A 22,283-nucleotide genomic window follows, 5' to 3' on the forward strand; every position below is an offset into this window, starting at 1 on the left:
GCAACGGCTTGCCTCGCACCCGCGGGGCAGGCCGTTCGCGTTTGCGGACGGCTTTGCGGGGAGGGCGGTCTTTCCAGCTTGCGAAATATTTGGAAAAACTGCGGCAAAAAATCTTTTCGATCATTCGCAAAATGGGTTGACCGAAGATGGACGAATTGTCTAGTTTGCCGGTCCCGGCCTTCGCCTTTGGGGATAACCCCTTGTTTTCCCAGCAGGCCATCGCCGGGGTTTGAGAAGGAACAGGGCCGCCCGTGAAAAGAGGGGCCCCCATTGGAAGGTCGTGAGCTATGCCCGAACAGAAGCTGACCGGCGCGCAGATCGTCATCAAGGCCCTGAAGGATCAGGGCGTAGACATCATCTTCGGTTATCCGGGCGGCGCGGTACTTCCGATCTACGACGCCATCTTCCAGCAGAACGACATCAAGCACATCCTCGTCCGGCATGAGCAGGCCGCCGTGCACGCCGCGGAGGGCTACGCCCGCTCCACCGGCAAGGTGGGCTGCGTGCTGGTGACCTCCGGCCCCGGCGCCACCAACGCCGTGACGGGCCTGCTCGACGCGCTGTGCGACAGCATTCCGCTGGTCTGCCTGTCGGGGCAGGTGCCGACCCACCTGATCGGCAACGACGCCTTCCAGGAGGCCGACACCACCGGCATCACGCGCCCCTGCACCAAGCACAATTACCTGGTGAAGGACGTCAACCAACTGGCCCGCACGATGCACGAGGCCTTCTACGTGGCGCGCAGCGGCCGTCCCGGCCCGGTGCTGGTCGACATCCCGAAGGACGTGCAGTTCGCCGACGGCACCTACATCCCGCCGACCGAGGTCAAGCACAAGACCTACCGCCCGCAGGTGAAGCCCGAGATCGCCCGCGTGGAGGAGGCCATCGAGCTGATCGCCACCGCCAAGCGCCCGATCTTCTACACCGGTGGCGGCGTGGTGAACGCCGGCCCGATCGCGGCGAAGCTGCTGACCCAGTTCGTGAAGATGACCGGCTTCCCGATCACCTCGACCCTGATGGGGCTGGGCGCCTTCCCGGCGTCGGACCCGCAGTGGCTGGGCATGCTGGGCATGCATGGGACGTACGAGGCGAACCTCGCCATGTACAACTGCGACGTCATGATCAACATCGGCGCCCGTTTCGACGACCGCGTGACCGGCAAGCTGTCGGAGTTCGCGCCGGGCTCGAAGAAGATCCACGTCGACATCGACCCCAGTTCGATCAACAAGAACGTCGCGGTGGACATCCCCATCGTCGGCGACGCCGGCGCCGTTCTGGAGGACATGATCCGCATCTGGAAGGCCCGCCAGAAGCGCGCCGACCAAAGCGCCCTGAAGGAGTGGTGGGGTCAGGTCGAGGGCTGGCGCGCCCGCAACTGCCTGAACTACAACCGCACCGAGGCGGTCATCAAGCCGCAGTATGCGCTGGAGCGGCTGCGCGAGGCGCTGCGCGGCAAGAACCATTACGTGACGACCGAGGTCGGCCAGCACCAGATGTGGGCCGCCCAGTTCCTGCCCTTCGACGAGCCGAACCGCTGGATGACCTCCGGCGGCCTGGGCACCATGGGCTACGGCCTGCCGGCGGCCATCGGCGCCCAGCTCGCCCACCCCGACGCCATCGTCGTGGACGTGTCGGGCGAGGCCTCCTTCCTGATGAACATGCAGGAGATCGGCACGGCGGTGCAGTACCGCGCCCCGGTCAAGATCTTCATCCTGAACAACAAGTACATGGGCATGGTGCGCCAGTGGCAGGAGCTGCTGCACGGCTCCCGCTACTCCAACAGCTACTCCGAAGCGCTGCCCGACTTCGTGAAGCTGGCGGAAAGCTGGGGCTGCGTCGGCCTGCGCGCGACCACGGTGGCCGAGGTGGACGAGGTCATCGAGAAGATGCTGGCCGTCACCGACCGCCCCTGCATCATCGACATCGCCGTGGACCCAAAGGAGAACTGCTTCCCGATGATCCCCGGCGGCAAGGCCCACAACGAAATCCTGTTCGGTCCGGAGGACAGCCCGTCCGACGCCACGCCGGAAGACGGCATGGTGCTGGTCTGATCGCGGCGACCAAGACGAACGGTTGAAGGCCCTCTGGCGGAGTACGGATCGTGGAAGAGAAGATCGAGAAGCACACCATCGCCGTGCTGGTGGACAACGAGCCGGGCGTGCTGGCCCGCGTCATCGGCCTGTTCTCGGGCCGCGGCTACAACATCGAAAGCCTGACGGTGGCGGAGGTGAACAACGCCGACCACCTGTCACGCATCACCCTGGTCACCTCCGGCACCCGCATGGTGGTGGAGCAGATCAAGGCCCAACTCGACCGCCTCGTGCCGGTGCACAAGGTGCACGACCTGACGGACGAGGGGCCGTCGGTGGAGCGCGAGCTGGCGCTGGTCAAGGTCGCCGGCACCGGCGAGCGCCGCATCGAGGCGCTGCGCCTGGCCGACATCTTCAAGGCGAAGGTCGTGGACGCCACCCTGACCTCCTTCGTGTTCGAACTGACCGGCACGACGGCGGAGGTCGACGACTTCGTCGGGCTGATGGCCCAGCTCGGCCTCGTCGAGGCCAGCCGGACCGGCGTCGTCGCCATGTCGAAGGGAGCCACCGGGTTCTGATCCCGGCCCTTAACGGCGGGCCATGAAGCTACCCATGACAGGGAGACGACCCAGCCCGCCGTCCTTTTGCAGGTCTGCCGAACAGTCTTGTGCTTGACGCGGCCCTTTCGCCGGTGGAGTAATTCCGCTGCGCAAAACTCGCACCACCAGATCGAAAAATCCAAGGAAGACCACCATGCGCGTCTATTATGATCGTGATGCCGACGTGAACCTGATCAAGGGGAAGAAGGTCGTCATCGTCGGCTACGGCAGCCAGGGCCACGCCCACGCCAACAACCTGCGTGACAGCGGTGTGAAGGACGTGCGCATCGCCCTCCGCCCCGGCTCGGCCACCATCAAGAAGGCTGAGGCCGCCGGCTTCACGGTCATGGCTCCGGGCGAGGCCGCCGCCTGGGCCGACGTGGTGATGATCCTCACCCCGGACGAGCTGCAGGCCGACCTGTACCGCGACGACCTCGCCAAGAACCTGAAGGAAGGCGCCGCTCTGGCCTTCGCGCACGGCCTGAACGTGCACTTCAACCTGATCGAGCCGCGCGCCGACCTCGACGTGTTCATGATCGCGCCGAAGGGCCCCGGCCACACCGTCCGCGGCGAGTACCAGCGTGGCGGCGGCGTGCCCTGCCTCGTGGCCGTGCACCAGAACGCTTCGGGCAACGGGCTGGACATCGCCCTGTCCTACGCCTCGGCCATCGGCGGCGGCCGTGCCGGCATCATCGAGACCACCTTCAAGGAAGAGTGCGAGACCGATCTGTTCGGCGAGCAGGCCGTGCTCTGCGGCGGCCTGACCGAGCTGATCAAGGCCGGCTACGAGACGCTGACCGAGGCCGGCTACGCCCCGGAGATGGCCTATTTCGAGTGCCTGCACGAGGTGAAGCTGATCGTCGACCTCATGTATGAGGGCGGCATGGCCAACATGCGCTACTCGATCTCCAACACCGCCGAATACGGCGACTACAAGACCGGCCCGCGCATCATCACCCCGGAGACCAAGGCCGAGATGAAGCGCGTTCTGGAGGACATCCAGACCGGCCGCTTCGTCCGCGACTGGATGCTGGAGTGCAAAGCCGGCCAGCCGTCCTTCAAGGCGACCCGCCGCCGCAACGCCGAGCATTCGATCGAGCAGGTCGGCGAGAAGCTGCGCGCCATGATGCCGTGGATCGCCGAGCGCCGTCTGGTCGACAAGTCCAAGAACTGATCGGTTCCTGGACTGGACATGGAAAAGCGCGCCGTAAGGCGCGCTTTTTCGTTTGTGGAGGGAGGATTGGGACGATCTGTGCCCCCTCCCTAACCCTCCCCCGCTTCGCGAGGGAGAGGACCAAACTCCCTCCACCGCGAAGCGGGGGAGGGCCGGGGAGGGGGCAGCCGGAGGATTCCCCTCACACATCCCCCCGCGACCGGTCCGCCCGCGGACGCTCGTCGAGCAGCGGCCGGCCGGTCTGCACGAAATGCACCACCTCCGCGATGTTGGTGGCGTGGTCGCCGATGCGCTCCAGACTTTTGGCGATGAACAGCAGGTGCATGTGGGCGGTGAACATCTCCGGCAGGCGGGCGGCCGACTGGTTGATGCTCTCGCACAGGCTGGTGTAGAGCGCGTCGACCTCGTCGTCGGTGCGCCAGACGCGCAACGCCAGTTCGACGTCGCCGTCCACATAGGCGTCCACCGCGGTGGTCAGGCGCTGGCGCACCAGACGGCCCAGGTTGGGCAGGGTGCTCATCGCCGGGGATTCGGGGAATTCGGCCACGGAGACGGCGCGGCGGGCGGTGTTGGCGGCGTGGTCGCCGACGCGCTCCAGGTTGCCGGCGATTTTCAGGGCGGCGATCACCTCGCGCAGGTCGTCGGCCACCGGCTGGCGCAGCACCAGCATGCGCATGCAGTTCGCCTCGATCTCGTGCTCATAGCTGTCGAGGCGCGCGTCGGACTCGACGATGGCGCGGGCCTGCTCCGGGTTGCGCTGGGTCAGGCAGGTCAGCGCGCCGTCCAGCTGGGTTTCCGCGGCGCCCGCCATCTGCACGATGCTGGCCTTCAGCCGCTTCATGGCGTCTTCGAACGCGGTGACGATGTGCGGGGCGGGGTGCTTCATGGGACTGGCCTTATCGGTGCGGCGGACGGCCGGAAACCTTACCGGTTCGCGGCCCGGCAGGCCAGCGCCGTCACCGCGGGGCGCGCGGCGGGCGCCGCATGGGAACGGTTGATTTCGCATGTGCGAAGTGGCAAGAGTCCGTCGCTCCTACCCCTTTTGACCGAGCGCGGACGCCAACCGTCATGATCGAACGCCGTTTCGAACAGATCATCTTCGCCAGCCGCTGGCTGCTCGCCCCCTTCTATCTCGGGCTCGTCGTGTCGCTGGTGCTCCTGCTGGCGAAGTTCACGCAGGAGATCTTCCACATCGTCCCGCATGTGCTGGAGATGCAGGAAAAGGACGTGCTGCTGGCCGTGCTGACCCTGATCGACCTGTCGCTGGCCGGCAACCTGCTGCTGATGGTGATCTTTTCGGGATACGAGAACTTCGTGTCGAAGATCGACGTGGCCGACCACAAGGACCGGCCGGACTGGATGGGCAAGGTCGACTTCGGCGGGCTGAAGCTGAAGCTGATCGCTTCCATCGTGGCGATCTCCGGCATCCACCTGCTGAAGGCCTTCATGAACATCGACCACATCAGCAAGGAGAACCTGATGTGGATGGTCGTCGTCCACATGACCTTCGTGCTGTCCGGCGTGCTGCTGGCGCTGATGGACCGGCTGGAGGGGAGTCATCACGGAGCGCACGGCACGGCCGCGGCCGCTGCGAAATCCGACCATCATTGAGGCCGCCGGAGCGGTTTCAAACCCGACACAAAGCCGTTGCGGCGGGTGGGGAATCAGCCTAAGGATACCCCCCGGCGCGAGCGGGGCGGTGGCCCGGATGCCGGAGGCTTCCGCCTCCTGTTGACGGAAAATTAACCCTGACGCGGCAGTGTGGCGAACACCGGAGGACGGCGTTCCGCCAGGACTTCGGGGATTGGACATTCCGCCGGGACCGGCCTTGCCTCAAGGACCGCCTCCCATCGACCAGAGCGCCGGACCGGCGCCGGCATCCGCCCCACGGGCGCCGGAAACAGGGTTCGGCAAGGCGTGCCGTCTGCACTCTCCGCTTGAGCGCGAAGGGGCATTCGTCTATGGAACCGTTGGCGGGCGTGGCCCTCCGCACCGGAGCGGGCACATCGCCGGCAAGGCCGTCTCAACCGCATTGAAGAGTTAGTCGGGTCCATGCTTTCCAAACTCCTCGGCGTGCTTTCCGCCGACATGGCGATCGATTTGGGGACGGCCAACACCCTGGTCTATGTCAAGGGCCGCGGCATCGTTCTGAACGAACCCTCGGTCGTGGCCATCGCCAACGTCCGCGGCAAGAAGCAGGTGCTGGCCGTCGGCGACGAGGCGAAGATGATGCTGGGCCGCACGCCCGGCAACATCCAGGCCATCCGCCCCCTCCGCGACGGCGTCATCGCCGACTTCGAAGTCGCCGAGGAGATGATCAAGCACTTCATCCGCAAGGTGCACAACCGGCGCAGCTTCGCCAGCCCGCAGGTCATCATCTGCGTGCCGTCGGGCTCCACCGCCGTGGAGCGCCGCGCGATCCAGGAATCGGCGGAGGCCGCCGGCGCCCGCCGCGTCTTCCTGATCGAGGAGCCGATGGCCGCCGCGATCGGCGCCGGGCTTCCGGTGACGGAGCCGACCGGCTCCATGGTCGTCGACATCGGCGGCGGCACCACCGAGGTGGCCGTGCTGTCGCTGGGCGGCATCGTCTATTCCCGCTCGGTCCGCGTGGGCGGCGACAAGATGGACGAGGCCATCATCGGCTACATCCGCCGCACCCACAACCTCCTGGTCGGCGAAGGCTCGGCGGAGCGGATCAAGAAGGAAATCGGCTCGGCCTGCCCGCCGGAAGACGGCGAGGGCCGCATCCTGGAGATCAAGGGCCGCGACCTGATGAACGGCGTGCCCAAGGAACTCATCATCTCCGAGCGGCAGATCGCGGAGTCCCTGGCGGAGCCGGTGTCGGCCATCGTCGAGGCGGTGAAGGTCGCGCTGGAGCACACGGCGCCGGAACTGGCCGCGGACATCGTGGACAAGGGCATCGTGCTGACCGGCGGCGGCGCCCTGCTGGGCAACCTGGACTTCGTCCTGCGCCACGCCACCGGCCTGCCGGTGTCGATCGCCGACGACCCGCTGTCCTGCGTCGCGCTGGGCACCGGGCGGGCGCTCGAAGAGATGAAGACGTTGCGAAACGTCTTGGTCAGCGCCTACTGATTGGTGTATTGCTCGCTTGGGTTCCCCCGGTGGTTCGTCCATTCGCCGGCGTAGCCGGGGGCGGATCGCGTACCTGGACGGGATGATCCTGTGAAGCCTCGCAATTCCGGTTCCGTCGTGCGCCTTGCCGCCCCGCTGCGGGCGCTCGCCCAGCGCTTCTCCTTCCTGTTGCTGGTGCTCGCCTCGATCGCCCTGATGATGGTGGGCCGGATCGACGCGCTGTCGGTGGACAGCGCGCGCGCCCGGGTGACCGACGCCTTCGCCCCGATCCTCGACGCGATCTCGCGCCCCGCCGCCACCGCCGCCCATGTCGTGGAGTCGGTGGTCGAGGTGCAGAACGCCTTCGAGGAGAACCAGCGGCTGAAGGCGGAGAACGCGCGGCTGCTGCAGTGGAAGCAGGCGGCGCTGCGGCTGGAGGCGGAGAACATCAGCCTCCGCTCGCTGCTGAAGGCGACGCCGGAGCCGTCCTCCTCCTTCATCACGGCGCGGGTCATCGCCGCTCCGGGCAGCTCTTTCCTGCGCACGCTGGTGGTCACCGCCGGCCGCCGCGACGGGGTGCGCAAGGGGCAGGCGGCCATCGCCGGCAGCGGGCTGGTCGGCCGGGTGATCGAGGTCGGGGAATGGTCGTCCCGCGTCCTCCTGCTGACCGACATCAACACGCGCATCCCCGTCGTTCTGGAGCGCTCGCGCCAGCGGGCGGTGATGGCGGGCGACAATTCCGACCAGACCCGGCTTCTCTACCTGCCGCCGGAAGCGCCGGTGCAGGTGGGCGAGCGGGTGGTGACCTCCGGTCACGGCGGGCAGTTCCCGCCGGGCCTGCCGGTGGGCGTGGTGTCCTCGGCCGGTGAACGTGGCGTCCGTGTGCAGCCGAACGTCGACCTGTCGCGGGTGGAGCACCTGCAGCTGGTCGAGTTCACCCTGCCGGGAAGCGAGACGGAACCGTCGTCCGAGTCGAAATGACGCTGACCCTGTGGCAGCGGCTGGACAAGACGGGGCGGAATCTCGCTCCGTTCGCGGTGACGGTCATGCTGGCGCTGGCCGGGATGATCCCGGTGCCGCTGCCCGGCTATGCGTCGGTGGCGCCTTTCCTGACCGCCGTCGTCGTCTATTATTGGGCGATCCACCGGCCCGATCTGATGGGGCCGGGCACCGCCTTTCTGATCGGTTTGCTGCAGGACCTGCTGACCGGCGGACCGCTGGGGGTGAACGCTCTGGTGCTGGTGCTGGTCCATTGGGCGGTGTCCAGCCAGCGGCGCGTGCTGGTGTCCAGCACCTTCGCCCTGATGTGGTTCGGCTTCGGCTTGGTCATGATGGGCGTGGCCTGCATCCAGTGGCTGGCCTTTTCGGCGCTTCAGGCGACGGTGCTGCCGTTCCGGCCGGCGCTGTTCCAGGCGCTGCTGACCATGGCCTTCTTCCCGGCGATCGCCTGGATGCTGATCCGCGTCCATCGGGCGTTTCTGCAGGGGTGATCGGCGGGCGTGAGGGCAAGGATGATCTGGCAGGGGATGTGAGCCTTTGACTGCGATGGACCGCGACACCGACCGCTACCGCCTGCTGACCCGCCGCGCCGCCGTGCTGGGTGGGCTGAAGCTTGCCGGTCTGTCCGCTCTGGTCGGGCGGCTCTATTACCTGCAGGTGGTGGAATCCGCGCGCTACACCATGCTGGCGGAGGAGAACCGCATCAGCCTGCGCCTGGTCGCCCCGTCGCGCGGCACCATCGTCGACCGGTTCGGCGCGCCGCTGGCGGTGAACCAGCAGAATTACCGCGTCGTCGTGGTGTCGGAGCGCACGCGCAACATCCAGGACACGCTCGACAAGATCTCGAAGATCGTCCCGCTGACCGACGGCGACCGCCGCCGCGTCATGCGCGAGCTGCACCGCAAACGCCGCTTCGTGCCGGTCACCGTGCGCGAGAACCTGACCTGGGAGCAGGTCGCCACCATCGAGATGAACACGCCGGACCTGCCCGGCGTCGCCATCGAGGTCGGCGAGATCCGCCACTACCCGGAGGCGGAGGCGACCGCCCACATCCTGGGCTATGTCGGCGCCGTGTCGGAGGCGGAGCTGAACGGCGACCCCGTTCTGTCGCTGCCCGGCTTCCGCATCGGCAAGGCGGGGATGGAGAAGTATCACGAGAAGGCGCTGCGCGGCACGGCGGGCACCAGCCAGCTCGAGGTCAACGCGGTCGGGCGCGTCATCCGCGAGCTGTCGCGCGACGAGGGGCAGCCGGGCCGCGAGGTCCAGCTGACCATCGACATCGGCCTGCAGAAGTTCGTGCAGCAGCGGCTGGCGCAGGAGGTCAGCGCCTCCTGCGTGGTGATGGACGTGCACACCGGCGGCATCTACGCCCTGTGCTCCCACCCCAGCTACGACCCCAACCAGTTCACCATGGGCATCAGCGCCGAGCTGTGGGAGGAGCTGCTGTCCAACCAGGCAACCCCGCTGAACAACAAGGCGGTGGCCGGGCAGTACCCGCCGGGCTCGACCTTCAAGCCGGTGGTGGCCCTGGCGGCGCTGGAGTCCGGCTTGATCAGCCGCAACCACTCGGTCTTCTGCCCCGGCCACATGGACCTCGGCGACCACCGCTTCCATTGCTGGAAGAAGGGCGGGCACGGCACGGTGGACGTGGTCGGCGCGCTGCGCCATTCCTGCGACGTCTGGTTCTACGACGTGTCGCGGCGCATCGGCATCGACCGCATCGCCGAGATGGCCAACCGCTTCGACATGGGGCAGCTGACCGGGCTGGACCTGCCGCACGAGCGGCCGGGCCTGATCCCGTCCATCGACTGGAAGAAGGGCGCGCTCGGCAAGCCCTGGGCGCAGGGCGAGACGCTGATCGCGGCGATCGGGCAGGGCTATGTGCTGTCCACGCCGATGCAGCTCGTCGCCATGACGGCGCGGCTGGCCAACGGCGGTTTCGCGGTGAAGCCCCACCTGACCAAGCAGATCAAGGCGCTGTCCGGCGAGCAGACGAGCTGGCCGCCGATCGGGGTCAAGAAGGAGAACCTCGACCTCGTCCTGCGCGGCCTCTACGAGGTGACCAACGCGCCGAACGGCACCGCCTACAAGTCGCGCATCACCGAGCCCGGCTATGAGATGGCCGGCAAGACCGGCTCCGCCCAGGTCCGCCGCATCACCATGGCGGAGCGCAGCACCGGCGTGAAGAAGAACGAGGACCTGCCCTGGCGGGAGCGCGACCACGCGCTGTTCATCTCCTACGCGCCGGTCAGCTCCCCGCGCTACGCCTGCGCGGTGTTCGTGGAGCATGGCGGCGGCGGGTCCACCGCGGCGGCGCCGATCGCGCGCGACATCCTGCTGGAATGCCAGAAGCGCGATCCGGGCCGCGCCGCCGTGGCGGAGAGCGCTCCGCCGCCCCCGCCGCCGGGGGGCACCCGGGGCTAGGGGCTTCGGAGCCGCGCGGCCGCTTACGCCGCGCGGACCTCGGCGAGGAACTGCTCCACCTGATGCTTGAGGCTTGAGGCACGCTCGGCCAGCTGGTCGGCGGCGGTCTTCACGCTGTGGGTGGCGGCGCTGGTCTCCGCCTCCGCCTGCTGGATGCCGGCGACGTTGCTCGACACCTCGGCGGTGCCGCCGGCGGCCTGCTGGGCGTTGCGGCTGATCTCGCCGGTCGCGGCGCTCTGCTGCTCGACCGAGGCGGCCATCTCGGCGGTGGAGCGGTCGATGTCCTCGACCTGGGTAATGATGGCGCGCATCGCCTCCACCGTCCGTCCGGAGGCGCTCTTTACCGCGGCGATCTGGTTGCCGATCTGCTCGGTCATCGCGTGGGTCTGGTTGGCGAGGTTCTTCACCTCGCTGGCCACCACGGCGAAACCCTTGCCGGCCTCCCCGGCGCGGGCGGCCTCGATGGTGGCGTTCAGCGCCAGCAGGTTGGTTTGCGAGGCGACGGCGTTGATCGAGGCGACGATCTGGTCGACCTGTTCGATGGCGGCGGCCAGGGCGTCGAGCTGGGCCTGGGCCTGATTGGCCCCCTCGGCGGCGGCCTTGGAGCGGGCGGCGGAGCGGGTGACGCGTTCGGCCAGCTCATGGATGGAGGCGGACATCTCCTCCGACGCCGAGGCGACGGTCTGGACGTTGGCGCTGGCCTCCTCCGAGGCGCCGGCGACGGCGTTGCACTGGGCGCCGACCTCCTCGACCGCGGAGGCCAGCTGGGCGGCGGTGGCTTGCAGCTCGGTGGCGGCGCCGCCGACGTCGTTCACGATGACGCCGACCTGCGACTCGAAGCGGCCGGCCAGGGCGAGCATCGCGGCGCGCTTTTCGGCCTGGGAGCGGGCCTCGGCCTCCTTAGCCTCGCGTTCCATGGCGCGGCTGTGCAGCAGGTTGCGCTTGAACACGTCCGCGGTGGCGGCGATGGCGCCGACCTCGTCCTTGCGGTCGGTGCCGTAGACCTCGGTGTCGAGCTTGCCGTCGGCGAGGCCGCGCAGGCAGGCGACGATGGCGTTGACCGGCCGGACAATGCCGAACTGCGACATCAGCCAGCCCAGCAGCAGGCCGGCCAGGATGCCGACCGACGCGGCGGCGATGAGCTGGGTGGTCCGCCGCTCCGCCAGTTGGGTGGCGTCGTCCGACAGGCGGGACGCCTCCTCGTCCGTGTAGGCGGTGTAGGCCATAGTCATCTGCTGAAGCTTATTCGCAACCTCGGCGCTCTTCTCCACCGAGGCGAGAATCTCGCGTTGGACGCTGACGTTTCCGTTCGCCCCGATCCGGCGCGCCACGGTCAGTGTCTCTTGAAGTTCCCGGTTGTAATAGGACGTCAGCAACGTCGAGAACTCGCCCAACAGGCGCTTCTGCTCGGGATCGCCGGATTCGATGATCTTGCCGAGATGGGTGACGATGGTGTCGCGGGTTTTGGCGATGCTGGAGGTGACCTGTTCAAGGTCGTTGGGATTGGCAGCCAGCCGGTACTCGTCGCGGATCAACTCGACCACCAAGCGGTTCAAGCGCGCGCCGATCCTCATCTCCTCACCCGACACCTTGATCTCGTCGGTCGCGCGATTCAAGGCATCCAAACCGGAAATGGAAGTGGCGGTGATGCCGCCACAGATTGTGGCCAGCAGAACAATGATTGACAAAATTTTTGTGGATATTTTCAGGTTGCCTAGGAGCATGGGGAGGACTCTCTTTTGGAGCCCCGACTCTCTGGGTATGCCGTGGCAGGACTCGAGGGGAGGGGCTTGTTTGCACACATAAGTGTGTACGTCTCTTACCTATTTTATATCTAAACATTTGTCAGCTGAATGTGACATGCGGTTTTGCGCCGCGATAACCGCCAGGAACCGACCGCCGTCCGCGCTGTTTTTTGAGGGATTAAAATCTGGGTGAGCAGATATGGCCGGCGGACTGACCAATTGGCTGGTGGATGTGATGCACACGATGAATTACGTGGGCATTTTCCTGCTGCTGGTTCTGGCGCGGGTGATCCCGCCCGTTCCCGCGGAATCGGTCATTCCATTGGCTGGCATCGCGGCGGCGCAGGGTGAGTACAACCTGCTCGGCGTTGCCTTGGCCGGTGGGTTGGGCTCGCTGGCCGGGCAACTGGTGTGGTTCCTGCCCAGCCGCCTGATGGGCCGCGACCGGCTGGAGGCGTTTCTAAAACGCTACGGCCACTGGCTGACGATCCACCCCAGGAAGGTCCGACGAAGCACGGAGTGGTTTGGAAAGCATGGCGGGATCGCCGTCTTGCTGACCCAGCCGGTGCCCGGGGTGCGGACGCTGATCTCGATCCCGGCGGGGGCCTGCCGGATGTCGATCCCGCTCTACTGCCTCTATTCCGGGGCCGGGTCGATCCTGTGGACGCTGCTGCTCGCCTGGACGGGCTACATGCTCTCCCGCTGGCCATTCGCGCACAGCCTGGTGGGCTATTTCACCGTGGGTCTGCTGGTGGTTCTGGTCGGGCTCTATCTGTACAGGCTGGTCAGCCATTTCCACGGCATCCGCCGCGCCCAAAAATCCCCCGGCGGCGACCCGCCGGTGGCCGGGGCCCCGCTCAGTCCCTGAGTTCAGCCCGTAAGGATCAACCCATGGCCCAGGAGGCCATGCCGGTGAAGGCCATGCCCAGCGCCCAAATGCCGAAGGCCGCCAGCGCCACTCCCGTGCAATGGTTCAGCCGGGTCAGCCCGCGGTCGGAAATGCGGTGGCGCACCGCGGCAACACCCATCGACAGGGCGAGCCACCACAGCGACGCTCCGATGAAGACGCCGGCCACCAGCGTGGAAGCGTCCACCCGCCCCAGATTGCCGCCCAGCCCGAAGCCGGCGAAGATAGCGATGAAGGCCATGATGGTCGCCGGGTTGGTCAGGGTCAGCGACAGGCCCGTCATGAAGCCGCCGAGGAAGGACGGCGTGTCGGGCGCGCTGGCCGCCTCGCGCTCCTCGTCCTCCGGTTTCTGGCGGAAGGTGCGGATGGCCACCACGATCAGGAAGATGCCGCCGACGAGCTGGAAGGCGATCTCGTGCCCCTGCAGGAAGTCCAGGGCGGCGGACACGCCGAAGGCGGCGATGGCGCCGTAGATGGTGTCGGCCACGGCGGCGCCGAAGCCGGTGAAGAAACCCATCAGCGGCCCGTGCTGCAGCGTGCGCCGGATGCACAGCAGACCGATGGGACCGACGGGGGCGGCGATGGCGATTCCAAGGACGATGCCCTGCAGCAGCACCACCAGACCATGCACGCCGATCACTTCGTCCAATATGGGATTCCCCTCCTCCGGGCAATGGCGGGCGTGATAGCGGGCCACCGCCCTTCCGTCAACCGGCGTCGCGGGGGGAGGTCCCGCAAAGGGCTGTGGCCTGCGGCGGAAATCCCTCCCGCCATGTGCCCCCTGTCACCGGGCGGGAGGAGCGGCTATCCTGGCCGCCACGCCCCGGCAAGCGGGCGCACCGGAACGGGGAAGCGGAACGATGACGATGACGCGCATTCTGACCATCCTGGCCCTGTCGCTGACGGCGGCGACCGTTCCCGCCGCGGGGCCCGCCCTGGCAGCGGACGAATTCATGCCGGCGGTGGTGTTCGACCAGGGCGGCAAGTTCGACAAGTCCTTCAACGAGGCGGCCTACAACGGGGCGGAGCGCTTCAAGAAGGAGACCGGGATCGTCTACCGCGAGTTCGAGGTCACCAGCGAGAGCCAGCGCGAGCAGGCGCTGCGCAACATGGCGCGGCGCGGCGCCACCGTCATCACGGCGGTCGGCTTCTCCCAGTCCGCCGCCGTGGACAAGGTGTCGCGGGAGTATCCCAACACGAAATTCTGCCTGATCGACGACAAGCTGGACCTGCCCAACGTCCAATCGGTGACCTTCAAGGAGCATGAGGGCTCGTTCCTCGTCGGCATGCTGGCGGCGCTGGCCTCGCAGAGCGGCAAGGTGGGCTTCATCGGGGGCATGGACATCCCGCTGATCCGCAACTTCCTGACCGGCTACGAGCAGGGCGTTCGCCATGTGAAGGCGGACGGCGAGGTCTTCACCAACATGACCGGCACCACGCCCGCCGCCTGGAACGACCCAACCCGCGGGGCGGAGCTGGCCAAGAGCCAGTTCGGGCGCGGCGCCGACGTGGTCTTCGCGGCGGCCGGGGCGACCGGGCTGGGCGTTCTCCAGGCCGCGGCGGACGCCGGCAAGCTGGGCGTCGGGGTGGACAGCAACCAGAACTGGATCCACCCGGGCAAGATCCTGACATCCATGGTCAAGCGGGTGGACGTGACCGTCTACGACTGCATGAAGTCGGCCAGGGACGGCAGCTGGACGGCTGGGCACCGCGTCGTCGGGCTGAAGGAGGAAGGCGTCGGCTACGCGCTCGACGAGAACAACCGCAAGCTGGTCACGGCGGAGATGGAGACGGCCGTCGAGGACGCCAAGCGCAAGATCATCGCGGGCGAGCTGGTGGTGAAGCCGTATCAGCCGTGAGCTGAGTTTCCGCGTTGCCGAGCATTGCCCCCTCCCTGACCCTCCCCCGCTGGGCGGGGGAGGGAAATCGGCCCTCTCCTGCGAAGCGGGGGAGGGAAGGGGCCCGCGGCGAAGCCGTGGGAAGGGTGGGGGCAAGGACCTTCCAATCATGAAAGTCCCCATGCCCCAACACCCTCCCGCTTTGGAAACCCGCGGCGTCAACAAGTGGTTCGGCGCCAACCACGCCAATCGCGACGTGTCGCTGGCTGTGCCGAAGGGCACCATCCACGGCGTGATCGGCGAGAACGGCGCCGGCAAGTCGACGATCATGAGCATCGTCTACGGCTATCTGCCCGCCGACGGCGGCACGATCCTGGTGGACGGCCGCCCGGTGGCGGTGCGCAGCCCGCGCGACGCCCTGGCCGCCGGGATCGGCATGGTCCACCAGCATTTCATGCTCGTCGATTCCTTCTCCGTGCTGGAGAACGTGCTGCTGGGGGCGGAGGGTGGCGTCACCCTGGCCGCCGGAATGGCGCGGGCGCGGGCGGAGCTGACCCGGCTCGCCCGCGACTACGGGCTGGAGGTGGACCTCGACCGTCCGGTCGGCGAGCTGCCGGTGGGGGCGCAGCAGCGGGTGGAGATCCTCAAGGCGCTCTACCGCGGCGCCGACCTCCTGATCCTCGACGAGCCCACGGGCGTCCTGACCCCGCAGGAGACCGACCACCTCTTCCGCATCCTCCGCGCCTTGCGCGGGCAGGGAAAGACGGTCGTCATCATCACCCACAAGCTGCGCGAGATCATGGAGCTGACCGACAACGTGACGGTCATGCGCCGCGGGCAGGTGGTGGCGAACGTCGCCACCGCCGACACCAGCCGCGAGGCGCTGGCCGAACTGATGGTCGGGCGCAAGGTGCTGCTGCGGGTGGAGAAGGCGCCGGCCATGCCCGGCCCGGCGGTGCTGGAGGTCTCCGGCCTGCGCGTGCGCGACGGCGCCGGGGTGGAGCGGGTGAAGGGCGTCGGGCTGACCGTGCGCGCCGGGGAGATCGTCGGCATCGCCGGTGTCTCCGGCAACGGCCAGTCCGAACTGCTGGAAGCGCTGGCCGGGATGCGCCCGCCGGCGGGGGGCTCGGTCCGCCTGCGCGGGCAGGAACTGGCCGACCGGCCCGACCGTTTCACCGCGCGGGGGCTGCGCGCCCTCGGCGTCGGCCATGTGCCGGAGGACCGGCAGAGGGTCGGCCTCGTCACGAGTTTCGAGGCGCAGGAATGCGCGATCCTCGGCCATCAGGGCGATCCGGCCTTCAACGGGCGGCTGCTGATGGACCGCCGCGCCCTGTTCGACCGCTGTGCGGCGGAGATGGACGCCTACGACGTGCGCCCGCGCGACCCGCGCCTGCCCGCCGCCAACTTCTCCGGCGGCAACCAGCAGAAGATCGTGCTGGCCCGCGAGATGGAGCGGAATCCCGACCTGCTGCTGGTTGGCCAACCCACCCGCGGCGTGGACATCGGCGCCATCGAGTTCATCCACCGCCGTCTGGTGGCGCTGCGCGACCAGGGCAAGGCGATTCTGCTGGTGTCGGTGGAACTGGACGAGATCCGCGCCCTGTCCGACCGCATCCTCGTCATGTTCGATGGCCGGCTGGTGGGTGAGGTCGCCCCGGACGAGGCGGACGAGCGGCGTCTCGGCCTGATGATGGCCGGGGTGGCGGAGGCTGCCTAAGGCTATCCCCGAACGCTCCCGCTTGCGCTGGCCCGGTGCGCGGGGCACTTTCCTTGACGCCGGGACGCTCGAACCGTCCCGCTCGTGAATGGAAATCACCACGGATGGAGCCGGGATGGCGCAGGACGCGGCGCAGGGGGTGACGGGCCGGGGCTTCGGCCGGCCGGGCGAAGTTCCCGGTTGGGTCGGCTACGCGCTTCTGCCGCTGCTGAACCTGCTGGCCGCCCTCGTCCTGTCCGGGCTGGTCATCCTGGTGATCGGCGAGAATCCGCTGGACGTGCTGGCGCTGCTGGTGACCGAAGCGGTCGGCTACCCCGAGGCCATCGGCTACACCCTCTACTACACGACCAGCTACATCTTCACCGGGCTGGCGGTCGCCATCGCCTTCCATTGCGGGCTGTTCAACATCGGCGGGGAGGGGCAGGCCTATCTCGGCGGGCTGGGGGCCGGGCTGGTCGGGCTGGCTCTGACCGGCTGGCCCTGGCCGGTGGCGGCGCTGGGCGCGGTGGTCCTGTCGGCTCTGTTCGGGGCGGTCTGGGGGGCGGTTCCCGGCTGGCTCCAGGCCAAACGCGGCAGCCACATCGTCATCACGACGATCATGTTCAACTTCATCGCTGCGGCGATCATGACCTATCTGCTGGTCGACGTGCTGATCCGCCCCGGATCGCAGTCGCCGGAAACGCGGGAGTTCGATCCCGGCGTCTGGCTGCCGACCATGGACCGGGCGCTCGGCTGGTTCGGCGTCGCCATCCCGGCCTCGCCGCTGAATCTGTCCTTCCTGTGGGCGCTGGCCTGCTGCGCGCTGTTTTACCTGTTCCTGTGGCGGACCCGCTGGGGCTACGAGATCCGCACCGTCGGGCGGAACGAGCGGGCGGCGGTCTACGCCGGCATCTCGCCGGCGCGGAACATCATCCTCGCCATGGCGATCTCCGGGGCGCTTGCCGGCTTCGTCGGCGTGAACGAAATCATGGGGGTGCAGCACCGCATCCTGCTGAACTTCACCGGCGGGGTGGGCTTCGTCGGCATCGCCGTGGCGCTGATGGGGCGCAACCATCCGGTGGGGATCATCCTGGCGGCGCTGCTGTTCGGCGTGCTGGCGCAGGGGGGCGGACAGGTGTCCTTCGAATACCCCACCGTGAACCGGGAGCTGGTGATGGTTATCCAGGGACTCGTCATCCTGTTCGCCGGGGCGCTGGAGAACCTGTTCAAGCCGCGAGTCGAGGCGCTGTTCCGCCGTCGTCGCGAGTGGCGCGGCGGGGGCCATGACGGGGGAACAGCGCATGGATGACGCCCTGCTCGTCGTCCTGCTGCTGGCCGACGCCACCATCCGCGTGGCGACCCCGCTGGTGCTCGCCGCCTTCGCGGCGCTGTACAGCGAGCGGGCGGGGGTGGTGGACATCGGGCTGGAGGGCAAGATGCTGGCCGGCGCCTTCTTCGCCGCCGCCGTCGCCTCCTCCACCGGAAACCCCTGGCTGGGCCTGGGCGCCGCCATCGCGGCCTCGGTGGCGCTGGCGCTGGTCCATGGCTTCGCCTGCATCACCCACAAGGGCAACCAAGTGGTGTCGGGCATGGCGATCAACATCCTGGTCGCCGGGCTGGCGCCGACGCTGGCCTACGCCTGGTTCCGCCAGGGCGGCCAGACCCCTCTGCTGCCGGGGGAGGCGCGGTTGCCACAAATCCATCTGCCGGGGGTGGAGGCATTGTCCGGGATTCCGATCCTCGGCCCCGTCTACCGGGAGCTGATCGACGACGCCAACGTGCTGATCTGGCTGACCGTCCTTCTGGTGGTGGCGACCCACTGGCTGTTCACCCGCTCGCGCTTCGGGCTGCGGCTGCGCGCGGTGGGGGAGAACCCGTCGGCGGTCGACACGGCGGGCCTGTCGGTCACGCGGCTGCGCTATCAGGCGGTCATCATCACCGGGGTGCTGACCGGCATCGCCGGCGCCTACCTGTCCACCGCGCACGGCGCCGGATTCGTGCGCGACATGACGGCGGGCAAGGGCTATCTGGCGCTGGCCGCGCTGATCTTCGGGAAATGGCGGCCCTGGCCGACGCTGTTCGCCTGCCTGCTCTTCGCCTTCACCGACGCGGTGCAGGTGCGCCTGCAAGGCGTGCCGCTGCCGGTGGTGGGGGTGATCCCGGTGCAGTTCATCCAGATGCTGCCCTATGTGCTGACCGTGCTTCTGCTCGCCGGCTTCGTCGGGCGGGCGGTGGCGCCCAAGGCCAGCGGCGTCCCCTATGTGAAGGAACGGTGATGAGAGACCCGCAAAACGTCCCCGACTCCCTGATTGCTGCCGCCCGCGACGCGATGGCGCAGGCCTACGCGCCCTATTCTCATTTTTCGGTCGGTGCGGCCATCTTGGGCGAATCCGGGCGCATCCACGCCGGGGCGAATGTGGAGAACGCCGCCTACCCGCAGGGGCAGTGCGCCGAGGCCTCGGCCATCGGGGCGATGATCCTGGCCGGGGATCGGAGCATCCGGGCGATCGTCGTGATGGGCGGCCAGACCGGCGATGGCCGGCTGTGCACGCCCTGCGGCGGCTGCCGCCAGCGGTTGCGCGAGTTCGCCAAACCCGACACGCCGATTCATGTCTGTGGACCGGAAGGGCTTCGCCAAACGTTTCGGTTGGACGAGTTGCTGCCGCACTCCTTCGGCCCCGACAATCTTGACTTCTGAGGGAACTGACCGCCATGACCGCCGCACGCGCCGCCGCGGAAATCCTGCACCGGGTCCCCGGATTCCGCCCGCGGGTGGGGATCGTGCTCGGCTCCGGCCTGGGCGGGGTCGCCGACCGCATTGAGGGGGCGACCGTCATGCCCTACGGCGACCTGCCCGGCTTCCCGCTGCCCAGCGTGGAGGGGCACATGGGCCGGCTGGTGCTGGGCCATCTCGGCGGCCAGCCCGTCGCCTGCATGCAGGGCCGGGTCCACGCCTACGAGGGCAACGGCTTCGACGCGCTGAAGACGGCGGTCCGCGCGCTGAAACTGGCCGGCTGCGACACGCTGGTGCTGACTTGCGCCGCCGGCTCGCTGCGGGTGGAGGTCGGGCCGGGGCGGCTGATGGCGATTTCCGATCACATCAACATGCTGGGCGCCAACCCGCTGACCGGCCCCAACGAGGACAGCTTCGGCCCGCGCTTTCCCAGCATGACCGACGCCTGGGACCCGGCCCTGCGCGCGCTGATGCGGCGCCGGGCGCTGGAGCTGAACATCGATCTGGTCGAGGGCGTGTACGCCGCCTATCCCGGCCCCTCCTTCGAGACGCCGGCCGAGGTCCGGATGTTGAAGGTCCTGGGGGCGGACGCGGTCGGCATGTCCACGGTGCCCGAATGCATCGTCGCGCGGCATTGCGGCCTTCGGGTCGTGGGCTGCGCGGTCATCACCAACCTGGGGGTGGGACTCGGCGACGGGCCGGTGGACCATGACCAGACCCTGCGCGCCGCCTCGGCCGCCGCCTCCGACCTGGAGCGGCTGCTGACCGGCTTTCTCGACGGGCTGCACATAGACGAAGGACGCCGGTCATGAAACTTCCCGCCGATCTGCAACGGGCGCTCGACAGCGCGACCGCCGTCAAGGCCGACGCCAAGGGGGCCGGCCGCGCCGTCGGCCTGCTCGACCTGACCAGCCTGAACGACGACGACACCGAGCAGGCGGTGGAGGCGCTGTGCAAACGCGCCGTCACCCCCGCCGGCAAGGTCGCCGCGGTGTGCGTCTGGCCCCGCTTCGTCAAGACCGCGCGCAAGGCGCTGAAGGGCAGCGGCGTGAAGATCGCCACCGTCGTCAACTTCCCCTCGGGGGAGGCCGACGCCGCGACGGTGGCGGCGGAGACCAAGGCGGCCATCAAGGACGGCGCGCAGGAGATCGACGTGGTGCTTCCCTACCGCGCCTTCATCGACGGCGCCCGCACCCAGCCGATGAACGTGATCCGCGCCTGCCGCGAGGCCTGCGGGACCGACGTGACCATGAAGGTGATCCTGGAGTCCGGCTGCTTCCCCGATCCGGAGCTGTTGGCCTGGGCCGCTCGCGACTCCATCGCCGCTGGGGCGGATTTCCTGAAAACCTCCACCGGCAAGGTGCAGCCGGCCGCGACGCTGGAGGCGGCGGCGCTGCTGCTGCACGTCATCCATGAATCGGGCAAGCCGGTGGGCTTCAAGGCGGCGGGCGGCATCCGCGACGCCGATGGGGCGGCGGCCTTCCTGGCGCTTGCCACCGCGATCCAGGGCAAGGGCTGGGCCAAGCCGGAGACTTTCCGCTTCGGCGCGTCGGCGCTGCTCGACTCGCTGCTCGCCACCGCCGGCCATGGCGGCGGCAAGGGTGAGGGAAAGGGCGAGGGCAAGGATGGGAAGGACGGCAAGGGCGACGGCAAGGGCGGTGGGGCGGTTGCCCAGCCGGCCGCCGCCGGCTATTGATCCGCGCGACAGACCAGACCACGGAACGGACGCACGGATGCTTCCCCAGGAACTGATTCGCAAGAAGCGCGACGGCGCACGCCTGGACGCGGCGGAGATCGGCGCCTTCGTGCGCGGCATCACCGACGGCTCCGTCACCGAAGGGCAGGCGGCGGCCTTCGCCATGGCCGTCTTCTTCCGCGGCATGACACTGGAGGAGCGGGTGGCCCTAACGCTGGCCATGCGGGATTCCGGGACGGTGATGCGCTGGGACCATCTCGACCTGCCCGGTCCGGTGGTCGACAAGCATTCGACCGGCGGCGTCGGCGACAAGGTCAGCCTGATCCTCGCTCCGGCGCTGGCCGCCTGCGGCGGCTTCGTGCCGATGGTCTCGGGGCGCGGGCTGGGCCACACCGGCGGCACGCTCGACAAGTTCGAGAGCATCCCCGGCTACCGCGCCAAGCCCGACCGGGCGACGCTGGAGCGGGTGGTGAAGGAGGTCGGCTGCGCGGTGATCGGCGCCACCGACGACATCGCCCCCGCCGACCGCCGCCTCTACGCCATCCGCGACGTGACGGCGACGGTGGAGACCATCGACCTGCTGACCTCCTCGATCCTGTCGAAGAAGCTGGCGGCCGGGCTGGACGCGCTGGTGATGGACGTGAAGTTCGGCTCCGGCGCCTTCCTGCCCGACATCGCCAAGGCGCGGGAGCTGGCCGACAGCCTCGTCACCGTGGCCGAGGGCGCCGGGCTGCCCACCGTCGCGCTGCTGACCGACATGAACGAGGTGCTGGGCCTGACCGCCGGCAACGCGCTGGAGATGCGGGAGTGCATCGACATCCTGCGCAGCGGCGCGGCCGACTCCCGGCTCTACGAGGTCACCGCGGCCCAGGCCGCCGAGCTGCTGGTGCTGGCCGGGCTGGTCCCCGACGCCGCCGCCGGCCGCACCCGCTTCGACCAGGCGATGGCGAGCGGGCAGGCCGCCGAGCGCTTCGCCCGCATGGTCCACGCGCTGGGCGGCCCGGCGGACCTGCTGGACGCGCCGGACCGCTATCTCGACGCCGCCCCCGTCGTCCAGCCGGTCTTCGCCGAGCGGGCGGGCGTGGTGGCGGCCATCGACGTGCGGGCGGTCGGCATCGCCGTGGTGGCCCTGGGCGGCGGGCGGACCAAGACGACCGATCCCATCGACTTTGCGGTCGGGCTTGCCGACGTCGCCGGGCTGGGCGCTTCGGTGGGGCCGGCGGAGCGCCCGCTCGCCGTCGTCCACGCCCGCAGCGCGGCGCAGGCGGAGGACGCGGCGGCGCTGCTCCGCCGCGCCTTCACCTTGGCCGACAGCGCTCCGCCGGCCGGACCGCTGATCGCCGACCGCATCCGGCTGTAAGAGGCGGCT

General features: G+C 68.7%; 20 protein-coding genes. 17 read left to right on the forward strand and 3 right to left on the reverse strand.

What is annotated here, in order from left to right; translation table 11 throughout:
• The first annotated feature begins 287 nt into the window (after window positions 1-287).
• From FBZ83_RS15715 to ilvC, 3 genes are all read left to right on the forward strand, one after another.
• Window positions 288-2,051, forward strand: a complete 1,764-nt coding sequence (locus FBZ83_RS15715) for an acetolactate synthase 3 large subunit (RefSeq protein WP_145684536.1) — start codon at window positions 288-290, stop codon at window positions 2,049-2,051.
• Between the two features lie 50 nt (window positions 2,052-2,101).
• Window positions 2,102-2,608: an acetolactate synthase small subunit gene (ilvN, locus tag FBZ83_RS15720; protein ID WP_014239995.1), complete on the forward strand. Its 507-nt coding sequence runs from the start codon at window positions 2,102-2,104 to the stop codon at window positions 2,606-2,608.
• A gap of 175 nt (window positions 2,609-2,783) precedes the next feature.
• Window positions 2,784-3,803 carry a ketol-acid reductoisomerase gene (gene ilvC, locus FBZ83_RS15725; RefSeq protein WP_014239996.1) on the forward strand — a complete coding sequence of 340 codons (1,020 nt, stop codon included), beginning with the start codon at window positions 2,784-2,786 and terminating at the stop codon, window positions 3,801-3,803.
• Between the two features lie 181 nt (window positions 3,804-3,984).
• Here ilvC and phoU read toward each other — a convergent pair whose 3' ends face one another.
• Window positions 3,985-4,689 carry a phosphate signaling complex protein PhoU gene (phoU, locus tag FBZ83_RS15730; protein ID WP_145684539.1) on the reverse strand — a complete coding sequence of 235 codons (705 nt, stop codon included), beginning with the start codon at window positions 4,687-4,689 and terminating at the stop codon, window positions 3,985-3,987.
• A gap of 182 nt (window positions 4,690-4,871) precedes the next feature.
• Here phoU and FBZ83_RS15735 point away from each other — a divergent pair, with 182 nt between their 5' ends.
• From FBZ83_RS15735 to mrdA, 5 genes are all read left to right on the forward strand, one after another.
• The gene (locus FBZ83_RS15735) at window positions 4,872-5,414 is read left to right on the forward strand and encodes a TIGR00645 family protein (RefSeq protein WP_145684542.1); all 543 of its coding nucleotides are present in this window, start codon (window positions 4,872-4,874) and stop codon (window positions 5,412-5,414) included.
• Window positions 5,415-5,855: 441 nt separating this feature from the next.
• Window positions 5,856-6,896: a rod shape-determining protein gene (locus FBZ83_RS15740; RefSeq protein ID WP_014240000.1), complete on the forward strand. Its 1,041-nt coding sequence runs from the start codon at window positions 5,856-5,858 to the stop codon at window positions 6,894-6,896.
• A gap of 90 nt (window positions 6,897-6,986) precedes the next feature.
• Window positions 6,987-7,856: a rod shape-determining protein MreC gene (gene mreC, locus FBZ83_RS15745; protein WP_145678326.1), complete on the forward strand. Its 870-nt coding sequence runs from the start codon at window positions 6,987-6,989 to the stop codon at window positions 7,854-7,856.
• Window positions 7,853-8,365, forward strand: a complete 513-nt coding sequence (gene mreD / locus FBZ83_RS15750; protein WP_145684544.1) for a rod shape-determining protein MreD — start codon at window positions 7,853-7,855, stop codon at window positions 8,363-8,365. Before mreC ends, mreD begins: the two co-directional genes overlap by 4 nt.
• A 55-nt stretch (window positions 8,366-8,420) precedes the next feature.
• Window positions 8,421-10,298, forward strand: a complete 1,878-nt coding sequence (gene mrdA, locus FBZ83_RS15755; RefSeq protein ID WP_137114267.1) for a penicillin-binding protein 2 — start codon at window positions 8,421-8,423, stop codon at window positions 10,296-10,298.
• 23 nt (window positions 10,299-10,321) lie between these two features.
• On the opposite strand, the gene FBZ83_RS15760 is transcribed toward mrdA, so the two are convergent.
• Window positions 10,322-11,914 carry a methyl-accepting chemotaxis protein gene (locus FBZ83_RS15760; protein ID WP_186466099.1) on the reverse strand — a complete coding sequence of 531 codons (1,593 nt, stop codon included), beginning with the start codon at window positions 11,912-11,914 and terminating at the stop codon, window positions 10,322-10,324.
• A gap of 328 nt (window positions 11,915-12,242) precedes the next feature.
• Here FBZ83_RS15760 and FBZ83_RS15765 point away from each other — a divergent pair, with 328 nt between their 5' ends.
• Window positions 12,243-12,911 (forward strand): DedA family protein, encoded by a 669-nt coding sequence (locus FBZ83_RS15765; protein ID WP_145684549.1) that lies wholly within the window; start codon window positions 12,243-12,245, stop codon window positions 12,909-12,911.
• Window positions 12,912-12,927: 16 nt separating this feature from the next.
• Here FBZ83_RS15765 and FBZ83_RS15770 read toward each other — a convergent pair whose 3' ends face one another.
• Complete coding sequence (locus FBZ83_RS15770) at window positions 12,928-13,590, reverse strand: LysE family translocator (RefSeq protein ID WP_247888336.1); 663 nt, start codon at window positions 13,588-13,590, stop codon at window positions 12,928-12,930.
• A 220-nt stretch (window positions 13,591-13,810) separates the two neighbouring features.
• Here FBZ83_RS15770 and FBZ83_RS15775 point away from each other — a divergent pair, with 220 nt between their 5' ends.
• The 8 genes from FBZ83_RS15775 (at window position 13,811) to deoA (ending at window position 22,274) form a co-directional block, all read left to right on the forward strand.
• On the forward strand, window positions 13,811-14,809 hold the full coding sequence (locus tag FBZ83_RS15775; RefSeq protein WP_145684553.1) for a BMP family lipoprotein: 999 nt from the start codon (window positions 13,811-13,813) through the stop codon (window positions 14,807-14,809).
• Between the two features lie 160 nt (window positions 14,810-14,969).
• Window positions 14,970-16,505, forward strand: a complete 1,536-nt coding sequence (locus tag FBZ83_RS15780; protein ID WP_145686006.1) for an ABC transporter ATP-binding protein — start codon at window positions 14,970-14,972, stop codon at window positions 16,503-16,505.
• Window positions 16,506-16,620: 115 nt separating this feature from the next.
• Window positions 16,621-17,793 (forward strand): ABC transporter permease, encoded by a 1,173-nt coding sequence (locus tag FBZ83_RS15785; RefSeq protein WP_145684555.1) that lies wholly within the window; start codon window positions 16,621-16,623, stop codon window positions 17,791-17,793.
• Window positions 17,786-18,760: an ABC transporter permease gene (locus FBZ83_RS15790; protein WP_145684557.1), complete on the forward strand. Its 975-nt coding sequence runs from the start codon at window positions 17,786-17,788 to the stop codon at window positions 18,758-18,760. Before FBZ83_RS15785 ends, FBZ83_RS15790 begins: the two co-directional genes overlap by 8 nt.
• Complete coding sequence (gene cdd / locus FBZ83_RS15795) at window positions 18,760-19,182, forward strand: cytidine deaminase (RefSeq protein WP_145684559.1); 423 nt, start codon at window positions 18,760-18,762, stop codon at window positions 19,180-19,182. Before FBZ83_RS15790 ends, cdd begins: the two co-directional genes overlap by 1 nt.
• Window positions 19,183-19,196: 14 nt before the next feature.
• Window positions 19,197-20,030 (forward strand): purine-nucleoside phosphorylase, encoded by an 834-nt coding sequence (locus FBZ83_RS15800; protein ID WP_103040743.1) that lies wholly within the window; start codon window positions 19,197-19,199, stop codon window positions 20,028-20,030.
• Window positions 20,027-20,914 carry a deoxyribose-phosphate aldolase gene (gene deoC, locus FBZ83_RS15805; protein ID WP_145684561.1) on the forward strand — a complete coding sequence of 296 codons (888 nt, stop codon included), beginning with the start codon at window positions 20,027-20,029 and terminating at the stop codon, window positions 20,912-20,914. The genes FBZ83_RS15800 and deoC overlap by 4 nt, the downstream gene beginning before the upstream one ends.
• Before the next feature lie 37 nt (window positions 20,915-20,951).
• Window positions 20,952-22,274, forward strand: a complete 1,323-nt coding sequence (gene deoA / locus FBZ83_RS15810; RefSeq protein ID WP_145684568.1) for a thymidine phosphorylase — start codon at window positions 20,952-20,954, stop codon at window positions 22,272-22,274.
• The last annotated feature ends 9 nt before the right edge of the window (window positions 22,275-22,283 follow it).

The organism is Azospirillum brasilense, assembly GCF_007827815.1.
GTDB lineage: Bacteria > Pseudomonadota > Alphaproteobacteria > Azospirillales > Azospirillaceae > Azospirillum > Azospirillum brasilense_C.

Bases quoted from the DNA above. Each gene is read 5' to 3' on its own strand.
- FBZ83_RS15735 (WP_145684542.1), top strand. From the start codon at position 4,872: ATGATCGAACGCCGTTTCGAACAGATCATCTTCGCCAGCCGCTGGCTG.
- deoC (WP_145684561.1), top strand. From the start codon at position 20,027: ATGAAACTTCCCGCCGATCTGCAACGGGCGCTCGACAGCGCGACCGCC.
- FBZ83_RS15785 (WP_145684555.1), top strand. From the start codon at position 16,621: ATGGCGCAGGACGCGGCGCAGGGGGTGACGGGCCGGGGCTTCGGCCGG.
- FBZ83_RS15790 (WP_145684557.1), top strand. From the start codon at position 17,786: ATGGATGACGCCCTGCTCGTCGTCCTGCTGCTGGCCGACGCCACCATC.
- ilvC (WP_014239996.1), top strand. From the start codon at position 2,784: ATGCGCGTCTATTATGATCGTGATGCCGACGTGAACCTGATCAAGGGG.
- FBZ83_RS15800 (WP_103040743.1), top strand. From the start codon at position 19,197: ATGACCGCCGCACGCGCCGCCGCGGAAATCCTGCACCGGGTCCCCGGA.
- cdd (WP_145684559.1), top strand. From the start codon at position 18,760: ATGAGAGACCCGCAAAACGTCCCCGACTCCCTGATTGCTGCCGCCCGC.
- FBZ83_RS15715 (WP_145684536.1), top strand. From the start codon at position 288: ATGCCCGAACAGAAGCTGACCGGCGCGCAGATCGTCATCAAGGCCCTG.
- FBZ83_RS15780 (WP_145686006.1), top strand. From the start codon at position 14,970: ATGCCCCAACACCCTCCCGCTTTGGAAACCCGCGGCGTCAACAAGTGG.
- FBZ83_RS15765 (WP_145684549.1), top strand. From the start codon at position 12,243: ATGGCCGGCGGACTGACCAATTGGCTGGTGGATGTGATGCACACGATG.
- mrdA (WP_137114267.1), top strand. From the start codon at position 8,421: ATGGACCGCGACACCGACCGCTACCGCCTGCTGACCCGCCGCGCCGCC.
- mreD (WP_145684544.1), top strand. From the start codon at position 7,853: ATGACGCTGACCCTGTGGCAGCGGCTGGACAAGACGGGGCGGAATCTC.
- FBZ83_RS15775 (WP_145684553.1), top strand. From the start codon at position 13,811: ATGACGATGACGCGCATTCTGACCATCCTGGCCCTGTCGCTGACGGCG.
- deoA (WP_145684568.1), top strand. From the start codon at position 20,952: ATGCTTCCCCAGGAACTGATTCGCAAGAAGCGCGACGGCGCACGCCTG.
- FBZ83_RS15740 (WP_014240000.1), top strand. From the start codon at position 5,856: ATGCTTTCCAAACTCCTCGGCGTGCTTTCCGCCGACATGGCGATCGAT.
- phoU (WP_145684539.1), bottom strand. From the start codon at position 4,689: ATGAAGCACCCCGCCCCGCACATCGTCACCGCGTTCGAAGACGCCATG.